14 protein-coding genes are annotated in these 16,441 nt (G+C 38.1%); 7 read left to right on the forward strand and 7 right to left on the reverse strand.

Annotated elements, in window-relative coordinates:
• Window positions 1-123: 123 nt before the first annotated feature.
• Complete coding sequence (gene dnaB, locus HDC90_RS11775; protein ID WP_167294365.1) at window positions 124-1,686, reverse strand: replicative DNA helicase; 1,563 nt, start codon at window positions 1,684-1,686, stop codon at window positions 124-126.
• Window positions 1,687-1,886: 200 nt separating this feature from the next.
• Here dnaB and rlmB point away from each other — a divergent pair, with 200 nt between their 5' ends.
• A complete protein-coding gene (gene rlmB, locus HDC90_RS11780; RefSeq protein WP_184466564.1) occupies window positions 1,887-2,654 on the forward strand; it encodes a 23S rRNA (guanosine(2251)-2'-O)-methyltransferase RlmB in 768 nt (255 codons plus the stop codon).
• A 155-nt stretch (window positions 2,655-2,809) separates the two neighbouring features.
• Here rlmB and HDC90_RS11785 read toward each other — a convergent pair whose 3' ends face one another.
• Both HDC90_RS11785 and HDC90_RS11790 read right to left on the reverse strand, forming a co-directional pair.
• Window positions 2,810-3,901, reverse strand: a complete 1,092-nt coding sequence (locus tag HDC90_RS11785; protein ID WP_184466566.1) for a mannose-1-phosphate guanylyltransferase — start codon at window positions 3,899-3,901, stop codon at window positions 2,810-2,812.
• 15 nt (window positions 3,902-3,916) lie between these two features.
• The gene (locus HDC90_RS11790; protein WP_184466568.1) at window positions 3,917-4,885 is read right to left on the reverse strand and encodes an SIS domain-containing protein; all 969 of its coding nucleotides are present in this window, start codon (window positions 4,883-4,885) and stop codon (window positions 3,917-3,919) included.
• A 91-nt stretch (window positions 4,886-4,976) separates the two neighbouring features.
• Here HDC90_RS11790 and recQ point away from each other — a divergent pair, with 91 nt between their 5' ends.
• The 5 genes from recQ to HDC90_RS11815 all read left to right on the forward strand — a co-directional run bounded on the left by recQ (window position 4,977) and on the right by HDC90_RS11815 (window position 12,005).
• Window positions 4,977-7,166, forward strand: a complete 2,190-nt coding sequence (gene recQ / locus HDC90_RS11795; protein ID WP_184466738.1) for a DNA helicase RecQ — start codon at window positions 4,977-4,979, stop codon at window positions 7,164-7,166.
• An 81-nt stretch (window positions 7,167-7,247) separates the two neighbouring features.
• Window positions 7,248-8,060: a 3-deoxy-8-phosphooctulonate synthase gene (kdsA, locus tag HDC90_RS11800; protein ID WP_184466571.1), complete on the forward strand. Its 813-nt coding sequence runs from the start codon at window positions 7,248-7,250 to the stop codon at window positions 8,058-8,060.
• Window positions 8,061-8,275: 215 nt separating this feature from the next.
• Complete coding sequence (locus HDC90_RS11805) at window positions 8,276-8,899, forward strand: (2Fe-2S)-binding protein (RefSeq protein WP_184466572.1); 624 nt, start codon at window positions 8,276-8,278, stop codon at window positions 8,897-8,899.
• Window positions 8,896-9,879 carry a xanthine dehydrogenase family protein subunit M gene (locus tag HDC90_RS11810; RefSeq protein ID WP_184466574.1) on the forward strand — a complete coding sequence of 328 codons (984 nt, stop codon included), beginning with the start codon at window positions 8,896-8,898 and terminating at the stop codon, window positions 9,877-9,879. Before HDC90_RS11805 ends, HDC90_RS11810 begins: the two co-directional genes overlap by 4 nt.
• A 2-nt stretch (window positions 9,880-9,881) precedes the next feature.
• Window positions 9,882-12,005 (forward strand): xanthine dehydrogenase family protein molybdopterin-binding subunit, encoded by a 2,124-nt coding sequence (locus HDC90_RS11815; protein ID WP_184466576.1) that lies wholly within the window; start codon window positions 9,882-9,884, stop codon window positions 12,003-12,005.
• Between the two features lie 231 nt (window positions 12,006-12,236).
• On the opposite strand, the gene HDC90_RS11820 is transcribed toward HDC90_RS11815, so the two are convergent.
• The 4 genes from HDC90_RS11820 to HDC90_RS11835 all read right to left on the reverse strand — a co-directional run bounded on the left by HDC90_RS11820 (window position 12,237) and on the right by HDC90_RS11835 (window position 15,647).
• Window positions 12,237-13,850 carry a S8 family peptidase gene (locus HDC90_RS11820; RefSeq protein WP_184466578.1) on the reverse strand — a complete coding sequence of 538 codons (1,614 nt, stop codon included), beginning with the start codon at window positions 13,848-13,850 and terminating at the stop codon, window positions 12,237-12,239.
• A gap of 112 nt (window positions 13,851-13,962) precedes the next feature.
• Complete coding sequence (locus HDC90_RS11825; protein WP_184466580.1) at window positions 13,963-14,559, reverse strand: DUF4142 domain-containing protein; 597 nt, start codon at window positions 14,557-14,559, stop codon at window positions 13,963-13,965.
• A 56-nt stretch (window positions 14,560-14,615) separates the two neighbouring features.
• On the reverse strand, window positions 14,616-15,062 hold the full coding sequence (locus tag HDC90_RS11830; protein ID WP_184466582.1) for a GNAT family N-acetyltransferase: 447 nt from the start codon (window positions 15,060-15,062) through the stop codon (window positions 14,616-14,618).
• 93 nt (window positions 15,063-15,155) lie between these two features.
• Window positions 15,156-15,647 (reverse strand): YajQ family cyclic di-GMP-binding protein, encoded by a 492-nt coding sequence (locus tag HDC90_RS11835; protein ID WP_147228813.1) that lies wholly within the window; start codon window positions 15,645-15,647, stop codon window positions 15,156-15,158.
• A gap of 76 nt (window positions 15,648-15,723) precedes the next feature.
• Between HDC90_RS11835 and HDC90_RS11840 the strand changes: the two genes are divergently transcribed.
• Window positions 15,724-16,353 carry a hypothetical protein gene (locus HDC90_RS11840; RefSeq protein WP_184466584.1) on the forward strand — a complete coding sequence of 210 codons (630 nt, stop codon included), beginning with the start codon at window positions 15,724-15,726 and terminating at the stop codon, window positions 16,351-16,353.
• The last annotated feature ends 88 nt before the right edge of the window (window positions 16,354-16,441 follow it).

The raw sequence follows: 16,441 nt of genomic DNA on the forward strand, positions 1-16,441 counted from the left end.
ATCACTAAATCCATTACAGATTAATAATGGATTAAGAAAACGGTCATCATCTGCATGGAAGGAAATAATCTTTGAACCGTGTTAAAAGATTTCTCGACTACACTGTAGTCCGATCAAAGATGATTAAAATGGTGGATCATCATCATTATAATCGTCCATTTTTGAGGGACGGATAATTACGTTGCTCTGTTTTTCAAAATCCTGTGATGGGTACATTCCAGCTGAAGGATCAGCAGCAAATGAATTTGGCGGAGCATTAAAATCATCTTCCAGATCCTGGAATTTCACAAACTTACCTACGAATTTAAGTGGTACAATTCCGGTTTCACCGTTACGGTGTTTTGCAATAATTACCTCGCCAATACCGGCCTGCGATCTCCCTTGCTCATCCTCGGTAATACCATAATATTCAGGACGATACAAAAACAGAACCATATCTGCATCCTGCTCAATTGAACCAGACTCACGTAAATCGGATAACATAGGACGTTTCCCCTGTAAACCTGGTCTGCTCTCTACTGCACGACTTAACTGTGATAATGCCAGCACCGGAACATCTAGTTCTTTTGCAACAGATTTTAGTGCCCTCGAAATACTACCAATTTCCTGCTCACGGTTACCACCACCTTTTCCTTCGCCTTTACCATGCATTAACTGCAAGTAATCAACAATTACCAATTGAATATCGTATTGTGATTTTAATCTTCGGCATTTTGCCCTGAACTCAAAAATATTCAGCGCAGGTGTATCATCAATTAATAAGGGAGCTTCGGTTAAGCGGCCAATTTTGCTGTGTAACTGCTGCCATTCCCATTCCTGTAAATTTCCTTTCCTGATTTTTTCCTGCTCAATTTCTGCTTCTCCAGAAATTAAACGATTCACCAGCTGAACTGACGACATCTCTAGCGAGAATACTACTGTTGGTTTTGCAAAATCGACTGTGGCATTTCTCGCACAGGTTAGTACGAAAGCCGTTTTACCCATCGCCGGACGTGCAGCAATAATTACTAAATCTTGCTTTTGCCAACCACCAGTTATTCTATCTAAGCCTGTAAAACCTGTTGGCACACCTGTTAAACCATCGGTTTTGGTACGGAGTTCTTCAAGTGTAGCTAATGATTGTTTGATAATATCGTCCATTTTCTGTGTATCTCTACGCAGGTTATTTTGGGCAATTTCGAAAAGTCCTTTTTCAGCCTGATCCAGGAGATCGAAAATATCAGTGGTATCTTCGTAGGCATTTGTAATGATTTCGGTAGAGATTCTGATCAGCTCACGTTGAATGTATTTCTGAGAAATAATACGGGCATGAAACTCAATATTTGCTGCAGAAGCAACACGGTTGGTTAAACTCGTAATATAATATGCACCGCCAACTATTTCTAGAGAACCTAAAGTCCGCAGTTCTGCAGTTACAGTTAAAATATCAACCGGGCGAGATTTTTGAAATAAAATATGAATCGCTTCAAAAATTTTCTGGTGGGCAATGTTATAAAAAACCTCTGGTTTTAAAACATCAATTACAGCAGAAAGTGCATCTTTTTCGAGCATTAATGCCCCAAGAACTGCTTCCTCAAGATCTAACGCCTGAGGAGGGATTTTCCCTTGTGAACTTATGGTATTACTTAACCTGCTTTTTCTAGCAGTCATACTGTTCTTTCCGCCTTGTTCATTATCGATACTCATTCAACAAAAGTAATTAAATTTTGATGTGGTTGCTCGAATTAGTTACTAGCTGTTTGTTAACAAATTGAAGCATAAACAGATTAAATTTTATTGGATTTATGAGGCCATAAAAATTTTTAAACAATTAAATGTTAATAAGGAGTACATTGTTTAAGGCGAAAACATTTTATTTGAATACTTTTGCCTAACAATTTAAAAACATGGATAATTTTAGAAGACCGCAGCGCGCAAAAGAGAATAATGAGTTTGTATTTGGTATCAGAGCTGTAATAGAAGCCATTAAAGCAGGAAGAGACATTGAAACCATTTACCAGCAACGCGGTCTGGGCGGCGATCTTTTTTTAGAATTAAAAGCCCTGCTAAGAGATACTTTGATCCCTTTAAACTCGGTTCCGATTGAAAAGCTGAACCGCATGTCGCAGAAAAACCATCAAGGTGTAATTGCTGTAATTTCACCAATTACCTATCAAAATATTGAAGATATTATTCCTGCTGTTTTCGAAAAGGGCGAAGTTCCATTAATTTTGGTTTTAGATAGCGTAACAGATGTGCGTAATATGGGTGCAATTGCGCGTACAGCAGCTTGTGTAGGTGTTCATGCTATTGTTGTTCCGTTAAAAAATGCGGCGCAGATCAATGCAGATGCCATTAAAACATCAGCAGGTGCATTATTCAGCATTCCGATTTGCCGACATGCCAACCTGCACAAAACCTGTTTATTTCTACAGGAAAGTGGCCTTCAGATTGTAGCTTGTACCGAAAAAACCAGTGATTTTATTTATGCGCCAGATTATACCATGCCTACAGCAATTGTAATGGGCTCAGAAGATGAAGGAATTTCTAACGATCTTTTAAGAGTGGCCGATCATTTAGCTAAAATACCAATGGCTGGTAAAATAGAATCGTTAAATGTTTCGGTAGCTGCTGGCGTAATTTTATACGAAGCAGTTAGACAGAGAACGGTTTAGAGCAGAAAAGAGAAGACGGGCGATTGAATTAAGCTACACCTTCCACAATTCGTCATCCTGAACTTATTTCAGGATCTATAGCGCATAACTTATTGGAAAAAACATAAAATGGATGATGATAAACGATGTTACATCATCCATTTTACATCATAACTTTATATAAACTTGTTACCAAATCTGGATTTAACCTCCGCAACAAACTCTTTAACCCTTTGTTCTTCGTTTCTTGGGCAGACCATAAGCATGTTATTGTTTTCAACTACAATGTAATCGTGCAGCCCTTGTAAGATAACCAGTTTATCTTTCGGAACATTTACCATACAGTTCGAAGAATCGAACATCAATACCTGCTCTGAAGGAATAACGGCATTACCTACGTAATCTTTCTCGGCCATTTCATAAATGGAGGCCCAGGTTCCTAAGTCAGACCAGCCGAAATCAGCCGGAAGCACATAAACATTCTCTGCTTTTTCCATAATACCAAAATCAATTGAAATATTGGTACATTGAAAATAGGCATTATTAATAAATTCCTTTTCGCCAGCTTTATTCAATTCAGATCTTCCAATATTAAATATTTCGTACATATCTGGAAGGTGTTTCTCGAAGGCACTTAAAATCGCTTTGGCTGACCAAATAAATATCCCGGCATTCCACAAGAAATCGCCGCTCTGCAAAAATGATTTTGCCAATTCTAAGTTCGGCTTTTCGGTAAAAGTTTTAACTTTATGCAGATCGGTATCTGTATTGAGCACGTAATCTGTATGCTGAATATAACCATAACCTGTATCGGGGCGGTTTGGTTTAATACCCAAAGTAATTAAACAATCATTTTTCGAAGCAGCCTCTAAAGATTGTTCAATAGATGCTACAAATCCATCAATATTGGCAATGGTATGATCAGAAGGTGCAACCACAATCGTTGCATTAGGATTTAACTCGGCTATTTTTAAACTTCCGTAAGCAATACAGGGTGCTGTATTTCTCATTAAAGGTTCAGCCAAAATCTGGTTATCTGTTAATAGTGGTAATTGAGCTTTAATTAAATCTGAATAAATTTCGTTGGTAACGATAAATATATTTTCAGGAGGACAGATATTTAGAAATCTTTCGTAAGTACTTTGAATCAGGGTTTTTCCAACACCGAAAAAATCGATAAACTGTTTTGGATATTCTGTTCTACTTACTGGCCAAAAGCGACTTCCGACGCCACCGGCCATAATTAATGCATAATAATCTTTATTCATTTTTTATTTTAAAAATTACACTATGCCTTCGTTAAGGAGATCGTGTAAATGGATAATGCCAAAGTAAGTATTTTGTTCTAGAACTAGCAACTGTGTAATGTTATTTTGCTTAATAATATCTAAAGCATCAACTGCTAAAGCGTCAAATTGTACGCTCTTTGGTGTTCTGCCCATGATATCTTCAGCTTTTAAGTTTGCAATAGAATTGTTATTTTCTAACATCCGCCTAATATCACCATCAGTAATAATGCCTAGCACCTTCTCGTCGTTATCCACAACAACAACAGCGCCCAAACGGTTTTTACTAATTTCTATCAGCACATCTTTAACTGGGGCGGATGGATGGATAGCAGGTTTTTCGTTAGATAGAGCAAGATCGCGGGCTTTTAGATATAATTTTTTGCCTAATGATCCTCCTGGATGATACTTTGCAAAATCTGATTCATTAAAATCTCTACATTCTAATAAACAAATAGCTAAGGCATCGCCTAATGCTAACTGCGCCGTTGTACTGGTAGTAGGTGCCAAATTGTGCGGACAGGCTTCTTTTTCGAAAGAAGTATTCAAAATCAGATCCGCTTGTTCCGCTAAAAAAGAATTCAACTCACCAACCATTCCGATTAGAAGATTGCCCGATGTTTTTAACAAAGGAGTAAGCACTTTTATTTCGGGTGTATTTCCACTTTTAGAAAGGCAGATTACAATATCGTCTACCTGTATCATACCCAGATCGCCATGAATAGCATCAGCAGCATGCATAAAAATAGCGGGTGTACCAGTTGAATTAAAAGTAGCCACCATTTTTTGTGCAATGATTGCACTCTTTCCTATACCCGTAACAATTACCCTTCCTTTGCCATGTAAAATGCTTGATACGACTTTTTCAAAATCGTTATTAATATTCTTAGCAACATTTAATATTGCTGCTGCTTCAAGCTCTAATGTGCTTACAGCTGATTGGATTATTGATTTTTTACTTTTCAAAGAGAAAATAATTGTTTGTTAATACTTGAAATTCTTGTAAAATTATGTTATTTTGGATACAAAAATAGCATCGCATATTTTATTACACAAAATGGACGTGAAAAAGTCGTTATTTGATAACCTACAAAATTTCTTCGGGTTTGATAATTTCAAGGGTGATCAGGAGTCGATCATTACCAATATTTTAGAGGGCAATAACACATTTGTTATTATGCCTACAGGCGGAGGGAAGTCTATTTGCTATCAGTTACCTGCTTTAATGAGCGAAGGAACGGCAATTGTAATCTCTCCTCTAATCGCATTGATGAAAAACCAGGTAGACCAATTAAGGGCTTTTGGTGGAAATGACAGTATTGCTCACTTTCTTAATTCATCCTTAAACAAATCTGAAATTACTCAAGTTAAATCTGACCTCTTAAGCGGGCAGACTAAATTATTATATGTTGCGCCCGAATCTCTGGCGAAGCAGGATAATATTGAATTTTTAAATCTGATCAAGATTTCTTTCGTTGCCGTTGATGAAGCGCATTGTATCTCTGAATGGGGGCACGATTTCAGACCAGAATACCGTAAGATTAAACAGGTTATTGCAGGACTGGGGAATAACATTCCAATTATTGCACTAACCGCAACTGCTACACCAAAAGTGCAGCAGGATATTATGAAGAATCTGGGTATGACGGAGGCAACATTATTCAAATCATCATTTAATAGGCCGAACTTATTTTACGAGATCCGCCCTAAAAGAGACATTACCAAAGAGATTATTAAATACATCAAGTCTAATCCAGGTAAATCAGGCATTATCTACTGCCTCAGCCGTAAAAAAGTAGAAGAAGTTGCCGAAGCTCTGAACCTCAACGGAATCAGCGCTTTGCCTTATCATGCTGGTTTAGATCCAAAAGTGCGGGCCGAAACGCAGGATAAATTTTTGATGGAAGATGCTGAGGTGATCGTTGCAACCATCGCCTTTGGTATGGGGATCGACAAACCCGATGTCCGCTTTGTAATTCACCACGACGTGCCTAAAAGTATGGAGGGTTACTACCAAGAAACGGGTAGAGCCGGACGTGATGGTGGCGAAGGTGTATGCATTGCTTTCTACTCTCAAAAAGATGTAGATAAGCTGGCCAAGTTTATGAAAGATAAACCGGTTTCTGAAAGAGAAATTGGTACACAGATATTAAAGGAGGTGATTGATTATGCCGAATCTGGCGTTTGCCGCCGTAAGCAGATTCTTCACTATTTTGGCGAGAACTTTAACGAAACAGGCTGTAACTGCATGTGCGATAACTGCAAAAAACCTAAAAAACAGTTTGATGCCGAAAGTCAGTTGTCTACCTTATTAAAGTTTATTGAAAAATCTGGAGAGAAATTCGACGATGCGCATTTACTAAACGTTTTCTTAGGCTTAGAAACAGCGCAAACCATTGCCTACGAACATAGTAAGGTTCCAGAATTTGGAATTGGTAAAGAAGAAGGTGAATTGGTGTGGAAATCGATTATCCGCCAGGCTGTTTTAAACAATTACCTTTTTAAGGATATCGATAATTATGGTTTATTAAAGCTAACTAAGCAAGGAAGAGATTTTATTGTTAATCCTTATAGTCTTAAATTTATACTAAATGAACCCATAGAGAACGGTGCTGACGACGATGATGATGACGTAAAACAAGGTACAGGTGCTTTAGATACTCATCTTTTATCATTGCTTAAAGAACTACGTAAAAAAATTGCAAAACAGAAAAGCGTTCCGCCATTCGTGGTTTTCCAAGATCCATCCTTAGAGGAAATGTGTACCCATTATCCGATCACAGTGGAAGAGCTTCGCCAAATTTCTGGTGTAGGCTCGGGTAAAGCAATGAAATTCGGGACACCTTTTATCGAATTGATCAAAAAGTATGTCGAGGATAACGATATCGAACGTCCAATTGATCTGATTATTAAAACGCAGGCCAATAAGTCACAGATGAAAGTTTCGATCATTCAAAATATCGATAGACAAATTGGTTTGGAAGATATTGCCGATTCGAAAGGCATTACTTATGAAGAAATTCTGAAAGAGGTAGAATCAATTGTAAATTCTGGTACTAAACTTAACCTGAACTATTTCATTGATGAAGTGATTGATGATGATAGACAGGATGAGGTTTTTGATTATTTCAGAGCAGCCGAAAGCGATTCTATAGATGAAGCGCTTAATGAACTTGGCGAAACCGATTATACCCGTGAGGAAATTCAATTGATGCGGATTAAATTCATGTCAGAACTAGGAAACTAAAAACCAGATTGGAGATAGGAGACATTAAATTTGAGGAAACTCATATCCAATATCTTATATCTCAAATCTCACATCTCAAAAATGATAAACTACTTAGATAAATTAAAAAATACAGATTCAGGAAATTTCTTTTTAATGGCTGGTCCATGTGCTATTGAAGGCGAGGATATTGCCATGAGAATTGCCGAAAAGATTATTACGATTACCGATAAACTGCAGATTCCATATATATTTAAAGGTTCGTACCGTAAAGCTAATAGAAGCAAAGGAAGTTCTTTTACAGGCATTGGCGATGAAAAAGCTTTACGCATTTTAGAAAGGATTGGTAGAGAATTCGGTGTACCAACTGTTACGGATATACATGAAAGTGCTGAGGCTGCAATGGCTGCTGCATACGTAGATGTGCTGCAAATTCCTGCATTTTTATGCCGCCAAACCGATTTGTTAATTGCTGCTGCAGAAACCGGAAAAGTAGTTAACGTTAAAAAAGGGCAATTCCTTTCTGCAGGTTCAATGAAATTTGCTGTAGAAAAAGTAAAAGAAGCGGGTAACAATAAAGTAATCTTAACAGATAGAGGCAATACATTCGGTTACCAGGATTTGATTGTTGATTATCGTGGATTACCTGAGATGCAGAGTTTTGGGGTTCCTGTAGTGATGGATTGTACACATTCGTTGCAACAACCCAATCAAAGTAGTGGTGTAACAGGCGGTAAACCAGAGCTGATTTCAACCATTGCCAAAGCGGCAATTGCGGTAGGTGCAGATGGTTTATTTATCGAAACGCATCCCGATCCTGCAAATGCAAAATCGGATGGTGCCAATATGCTACATTTAGACTTGTTAGAAGAAACCTTAACAAAACTGATCCGGATAAGACAGGCGATATTATAATACACAAGATCGAAACAATACCTGAAGTAATTGGGTTGTATGTTTGTTAATGTTAGCGCCCAGGTGTAACTTTTCCTTTACTACCAATTTTGAGGGGGTTAGCCTTACTTTTTTATATTAAATTTAGAGATAGAAATATGTTTGAAGCGTAGTTTTATCAAAGAATTTGTAAAAACGATAGCTCTGGGCATACATCGGTATTTAAATATCCAATTATGAAATCTTCCGATCAGAAACCGAACCAAGGCGATAGCAGGCGAGATTTCCTCAAAAAAAGCTCAGTAATTACTGCCATTGCATTAACACCTGGCGTTGCAGTTAAAGCAGCTGAAAGCAATGCGGACGAACGTTTTGCCGAACTTTTTGAGAAAATCCCCTTAAAGCTTACGGTAAATAACAAAGCTTATCAAACAACAGTAGAGCCACGAGTAACACTTTTGGATTATCTGCGTGAAGAATTACACTTAACAGGTACTAAAAAAGGATGTGACCATGGCCAATGTGGCGCCTGTACCGTTCATGTTGATGGGCAAAGAATAAATTCTTGCCTCAGTTTGGCGGTAATGAATGAAGGAAAGAAAATCACTACGATTGAAGGTTTGGCGGATGGTAATACTTTACATCCCATGCAGGCTTCATTCGTTAAGCACGATGGTTTTCAGTGCGGTTATTGTACGCCCGGTCAGATCATGTCGGCCGTAGCCTGTGTACGGGAAGGACATGCTAATTCGAGGGATGAGATAAGCGAATACATGAGTGGAAATATCTGTAGATGTGGCGCTTATCCAAATATAGTTGATGCAATTATTGAAGTGAAGGAAGGAGGTCAAACCATATGATTAACTTTCAATACCTCAGAACAACCACAGCCAAATCAGCAATTGCTTTATTGGTAAAAGATAAAAATGCAAAATTCCTTGCAGGCGGTACAAACTTAATTGATCTGATGAAAAGAGGGGTTACTGCACCTGAAAAACTCATCGATATCAACCACGTTCCGTTAAAACAGATCGAACAGATTGGAAATAAAATCCATATTGGCGCTTTGGCTTCCAATTCTGCGGTTGCAGATCATCCGCTGATTAAAGAAAAACTACCACTCCTTTCATGGGCTTTACAGGCAGGAGCATCTGCGCAGCTAAGAAATGTAGCTACCGTTGGCGGTAACATGATGCAGCGTACACGTTGTGGGTATTTCTACGATATCGAAATGCCGTGTAATAAACGTCAACCTGGAACGGGATGTGGGGCCATTGAAGGTTTTAACCGGATGCATGCTATTTTCGGAACTTCAGAGCAATGTATTGCCGTTCACCCCAGCGATATGTGTGTAGCTTTAGTTGCTTTAGATGCTGAAGTTGTATTAGCCAACGCCAAAGGAGAACGCAAAATATCATTTAAAGACTTTCATCGCTTAGCAGGAGATACACCGCAGTTAGACAATAACTTAAAGGTTGATGAAATGATTATTCGTTTAGAAATCCCTGTAAATAATCTGGCTAAAAATTACCATTATCTTAAAGTTAGAGATAGGGCTTCTTATGCTTTCGCGCTCGTATCGGTAGCAGCTGCGCTTGAGATCAGCAATAATAAAATTATTGATGTTAGATTAGCGATGGGTGGAGTAGCACATAAACCTTGGCGTTTAACTGCATCTGAGAATTTTCTAAAAGGAAAAGAAGCTATCTTATCGAATTTTGAGCAGGCCGCGCAATTGGCCATGCAGGATGCAAAAGGATTTGGAGGAAATGACTTCAAACTAAAACTGGCACCCAATACGATTATTGAAGCATTAAATCTTGCAAAATCAAAAGCCTAGTTATGGAAAAGCGCATGTTAAAAGACGATAATGATCGTGTAGATGGAATTTTGAAGGTTACCGGACAGGCTAAATATTTCGCTGAATATGAATTACCTGGTTTAACTTATGGTGTTTTGGTAACCAGTACTATTACCAAAGGTAGAATTACCGCACTAAATACCAAAGATGCAGAAAAAGCTCCAGGGGTAATTGCTGTGATTTCGCACCTGAATAAGCCATCTGCCACTGCTTACGAGCAGGAAGGTGGCCCACAGATGAAGATTTTTTACACCGACAGGATTTTTTATAACGGACAACCAATAGCAATTGTGGTGGCTAATACTTTTGAAAGAGCAACTTATGCCGCCTCATTGGTTAAAGCCACATACGCTAAAGAAGAATTTAATACCGATTTTGAAAAAGCGTTAAAAGACCCTAAGGCTAAAAAGCTCCAGGGGCAGGCTGATTATAAACGTGGTGAGGAAAATGCTTATAAAAACGCGGAAGTAAAGCTCGAAGAAAGATACTTTCTACCGATTGAAACACATAACCCCATGGAACTTCATGGGATTATTGCCGATTGGCGGCCAAATAACCAGCTTACCGTTTACGCCAAAACACAAGGGGTAAAAGCTACCCAAGGTACTATTGCAAATGTTTTTAAAATTCCGATGGAAAATATCCAAGTGAATTCGGAGTTTGTGGGGGGTGGCTTTGGCATGGCATTACGAACGTGGCCGCTTGAAATTGCAACGGTAATGGCTTCTAAACACATTGGTAAACCTGTAAAAGTGGTTATTACCAGGATGAAGATGTTTACCATGGTAGGCAATCGCCCGGCAGCGATACAAACTATTGGTTTGGGCGCAAATAAAGATGGTAAATTAACAGGCATTACGCATAGGGCTTATGGCGAAACTTCAACTTACGAGAACTTTACGGAAGGCGTGGTTAACATGGCGAAATTTATGTACCAATGCGATAACGTAAATACCTCTTATGCCATTGTACCTGTTGATCTTGGTGTACCGATATGGATGCGCGGACCAGGTGAAGCAACCGGAGCTTTTGCGCTCGAAAGTGCAATAGACGAGATGGCGCATGCTTTGGGTATGGATCCATTGGATTTTAGAATTAAAAATGATCCTGAAACCGATCAGCAGAAAAATAAACCATTTTCGAGCAAGAATATTAAAGAAGCCTATAAAATCGGGGCGGAGAAAATAGGATGGAACAACAGGAAAAATGAACCGGGTAGTTTGGTAGAAGGACCATGGCAAACAGGTTACGGAGTGAGTGTTGGTGTGTTTAACGCCAATAGAGGTAAGGCCAGCGTGAAAGGCACTTTAAAAGCTGATGGATCGCTTCTTTTACAAAGTGCAACCAGTGATATTGGCCCCGGAACAGGAACTGGTATGACTTTAATTGCCAATAGATTAATGAAGATTCCAGTAAATAAAATTACTTTCGAATTGGGCGATTCTTCCTTACCACCAGCACCAAGTCAGGGTGGCTCAGCTACATTATCTACTGTAGGCTCGGCCGTAAACGATGTTTGTGTAGCGTTAAAATCTGCAATTGCAGAGCTGGCAGCAAATTCAAATATGGATGCTACGGCTAATTTTGTTGATGTTTTAAAAAAGAACAATCTTCCACAAATAGAAATAACCAAAGAGAGCCAGGGCGGGAAAGAAAAAGATAATTACTCCATGTACTCTTTCTCCATCCATTTTGTGCAGGTAAAGGTTCATTCGCTAACGGGTGTAGTAAAAGTGAGTAAAATTGTTTCTGTGGGAGATTCAGGTACTATTGTTAGTCCGAAAACAGCCCGAAGCCAGATGCTTGGAGGTGCAGTTGGTGGAATAGGAATGGCCTTAACAGAAGAATCAATAATCGATCACCGCTATGGACGATACATTAATAACAACTTTGCCGACTACCACGTTCCCGTAAATGCGGATGTACCAGAGATCGATGTTAATTTCATTAATAAACCCGATCCCTACATTAATCCGATGGGAGCAAAAGGCATGGGCGAAATTGCCTTAATCGGTTTTTCTGCGGCAGTAGCCAATGCCGTTTTTAATGCTACTGGAAAAAGAATCAGGACATTACCGATTACACCAGATAAAATATTGGCGTAATCATTCATTGAATACCTGAGAAGAGGTTGTAATATGGGTTGCTTTTAGCCAATTGAAACGCCGTTAAAACATTTAAAAGAGGTTCTTCGACAAGCTCTCCGTAGGAGTCCTTTGGACAGAATGACAATTATAATAGTATAGCTTATTCTCCAAATACCCAAAACAAAAAATGCGTCCCAATTTTATAATAGGACGCATTTTTATTTGTTGCTCGGAACAACAAAACAATAATTATTTAGCTACAGCTTTACCCGAGTAAGTTGCCGCTAATTTTAATGCATTATAAGCATTCACAATACCACCACTTATACAAAGATCAGAGAAAGGAACAGAAATTTTTTCTGCGCCAGGTTCTTCACTTTTAGCGTATTCTACATTATGATTAACCTTCGTTACCGATTTAACAATAATTTCTTTCACCTGAGCAGCAGATAATTTTGGGTAATAAGAGCGGATTAATCCGGCTAAACCAGCTACAACAGGAGATGCCATACTGGTTCCATCTAAGTTTTTGTATTTAGAACCAGGCACTGTTGAATAAATTTTAACTCCTGGGGCAAAAACATCTACCTGCGTTTTGCCGTAATTAGAAAAACTGGCTTTAAGTGTTTCATCATCTTTAGAACCAGACGCACCAACGGTTATCCATGAGGCAATGGTTTTTTCATCTAAATCTTTATGATTAGGAAAATTATTTTCCACATCAATATTTTTGTTTTCGTTACCTGCAGCCTGAACGATCAGGACATCTTTAGATGCTGCATATTTCATTGCTTCGTTAACAACGGATTTATCCCAGCTATAAGCTTTACCAAAACTCATATTAATTACTTTGGCTCCATTATCAACCGCATAACGGATTCCGTTTGCCACATCTTTATCTCTTTCATCACCATTTGGTGTACAACGAACACCCATAATAGCCACATTATCGGCCACACCTAAAATACCAAGTTTGTTGGTCCTATCCGCTGCAATAATACCTGCTACGTGCGTACCGTGCATAGCATCAGGACCTGCAACGTCATTATTACCATAAAATTTCTCGTTAACATTGTTCGGATCATCACCAACAATAGCGCGCGGATCATAATCGAGATTTAAATTGTAATTAACCTGTCGGTTATAATAATCAAATCCTTCCGTAATCTGCTCTTCATAAAAATCTTTAAAGTTATTTTTTCCTAATTCCCCAATTACAACGCCTTGTACCCGGGCATCAACATCGGTAACTGGTTTAAAATTTTTAAAGTCTTCAATAGTTGGATTTTGTTTGCCAATTTTTTTTACCACTGCATCTAATGCGGCTTTGAAACCCATTAAACCTGCAAGATTTTCTTTGGCTTCTGCCAGTTGTTTTTCTAAATCAGCTCTCTCTGCTTTAAATACGGCAAAGTCCTTTTTATCTTTTTCTGCAACATTTGCATCGGTAGTATTGGCAAAACGGTCTTGATCACGACGAACTAAGCGTGTTAACTCTAGCGTTTCAAAATTGATAGATTCTTTTGGCCCACCAATAAAGTTCCAGCCATTGATATCGTCGATATAGCCGTTTTTATCATCATCTTTTCCATTTCCAGCTATTTCTTTGGTATTTACCCACATTATCCGTTTTAAATCTTCATGAGTGGCTTCTACGCCGCCGTCATTAACGGCAACGATAACCTTAACAGATTTTTTTCCCTTTAAAAGCTCTTTGTATGCTTTTTCGGTACTGATGCCGAATGTACTATCGGTTTTAAGATCAAGGTTTTGCCAATTCATTTTTTGTGCATTGGCTAAAGTTGGTACTGCACTAATGAGCGCAACACTTAAAAGCGCACTAAAAATTCTACTCCTATTCATTGATGTATTTTTGTATTTAACGGCGAAAATTAATTTTAATTTCTTTAATAAGAAGAAATTGTATCAAAAATAATGTTTTTCACACATTTTGATCGCTAAGCAAAACTTGCCATTATTTCACATCAACAACAATCTTTTTGGCTGTTTCATTGTGCAATTCGATTACCTTCAAAGTATTACTTGCCCAGGTCTTTATGGCCTGATCACGATTTTGTATACCGATTTTAAACAATGCAATTGTTTTTTCATGATCGGTAACCATCATATCCATATAATGTTTATCAAATGCTGCGCCTGTCATTTTTTTCATCCCATCCAAATGGATCTGCTCATCAGCAGGCAAGACATCTGGAGTAATCACTTTCTTTTTTATAGCCAACGCTTTTAACTCTGTATTGGCTTTGGTATGGTCAGCAAGCATTTTAGCTGCGAAATCTTTCACTTCGGCGCTTTTTGCATTTTTAGCTGCAATCTTAGCAGCTTCAACTTCCATTATACCACCAACAGCTGCCTTTCTTAAAAAAGTTGCACCCGCCTCATCAATACCCGACTCGGTACTCTCGGAACCGACAATGTGGTTACCGTTTACCATGGTAGTATCGCCAGAAACGCTGTCTTTTGTAGTGGCCGATTTTTTATCAGCCGTTTGACAAGATTGAAAAGAAAGCGCTAAAGCAATAACGGGGAAGAATAAAAATATCTTTTTCATGTTTTCTCTATGCTTTACATTAAAAACAAGAGTGCTGGAAAAAGTTTTTTTTTAATCTATTCCGAATCTTGGGTGTAGATATTAGGAATCACTATTCCCATTTGATTTTCAGGGTTTTGTATAGGCGAAAAACCAAATTGTGCATACAAGCCATGTGCATCCAAGGTAGCTAGTTGATAACGCCTAAGACCTTGTAAATCTGGATGAAAAATCATAAAAGACATTAGTTTCTTCGACAAGCCTAAACCACGGTAGCTTTCTTTAATATAAACATCGCAAAGCCATGCAAATGTAGCTTTATCTGTTACCCAACGTGCAAAGCCCACTTGTTCCTGGTCTTTATAAATACCAAAACAAAGCGAATTTTCTATAGAACGTTTTACAGTAGCGAGCGGAATACCTTTGGCCCAATACGATTCGGCACTTAAATAATGATGTATGGCTTCGAAATTTAAAAGCTCTTTTTTATCAGAGAATATAAATCCGTTTTCGCTGATTTCCATAGTTGATATTGGTTAATTGTTTAAATTGGTTAATCGGTTAATTGTGAAGAATGATCTAACAATTAACCGATTTCAACAGTTTAACCGATTAAGCTAATTACGCATATTAATAAACTGCAATGGCTGATCAAAATCTTCATTTCTACATAGGCTGATCACAGCCTGTAAATCATCAATTTTCTTTGCGGTAACCCGAACCTGATCATCCATAATGGAAGGTTGAACTTTTAATCCGCTAGCTTTTATTTTCGCCACTACTTTTTTCGCTGCTTCTTTATCTAATCCTTCTTTAATACTGATTTCTTTTCTGATCATGTTGCCAGAGGCCTGATGTTCATCGCCAAAATTTAAACTTTTCGGATCTAAATTCTGTTTCATCATCCGTGAGATGATGGAACCTTCTATAGCTTTCAGGCGCATATCGTCTTCAGTAACAATAGTTACTACATTTGTTTTTTTATCCAGATCGATCGTACTTTTCGAACCATTAAAATCGAATCGGTTAAGGATTTCTTTTTTAGCATTGTTAATGGCGTTGTCTAACGTTTGTGCATCAACTTTACTTACAATATCAAAAGAAGGCATGGTTTTAGCTTTAAAGTAAAAAAATAAGTAGATTTAATAGAAATTAATCCATCTTCACAAAAAAACGAAAAATAATATGAAAACCACTAAACCGAAGTCTCAAAAAAAGATTACAAAGAAAGAAGCTAAAAAACAACTGGAGCAATCTATCACGGATAAGTTCTTAGATGTGATTAAAAGTTTAGGTCATGATGTATCAGAAATTAGTACGGAGGTGGGTAAGGCGAGTAAACGGGTGGCTAAAAAATTAACCAAGAAATTTACCATCGTTAAAGCTGATGTGGGACAAAAAATTGATGATTTGCTACAGTCATCAAAAGAAAAGGCAAAAGCAGCTAAAAAACCAGTTGACAAAGCCGTGGCTAAGTCTGAAAAATCTGCCCAAAAAGTGGTTAAAAAAGCGGTTGCAAAAGCTAAGCCAGTAGTGCAAAGCATTAAAGTTGCGGCTATAGAAACAGAAGAAAAAGCAGAAAAAGTATTGGCAAAACCAGTTGCCAAGGCAAAAGAAGCAGTAAAGGAAGCCACTACAGTTGTTAAAAAAGCGGCAACCACGGCAAGTAAAGTACCTGCAAAGGCTGCTACAACGGTTAAAAAGGCTGTAGCTCCGGCCGCTGCTCCTGCAAAAGCAGCAACAGTTGTTAAAAAAACAGTCGCTAAAGCTACGCCCGCAGTTAAGAAAGAAACGAAGACACCAACTAAAAAATAAATTTGTTAACGTTAATATGCAAATGAATTAACAGCAATTTAACAAATTAATGTGCAGTTTTGAGCATCCCTGTTTTGGCAGGGATTTT

Source organism: Pedobacter sp. AK013, from assembly GCF_014205835.1.
Taxonomy (GTDB): domain Bacteria; phylum Bacteroidota; class Bacteroidia; order Sphingobacteriales; family Sphingobacteriaceae; genus Pedobacter.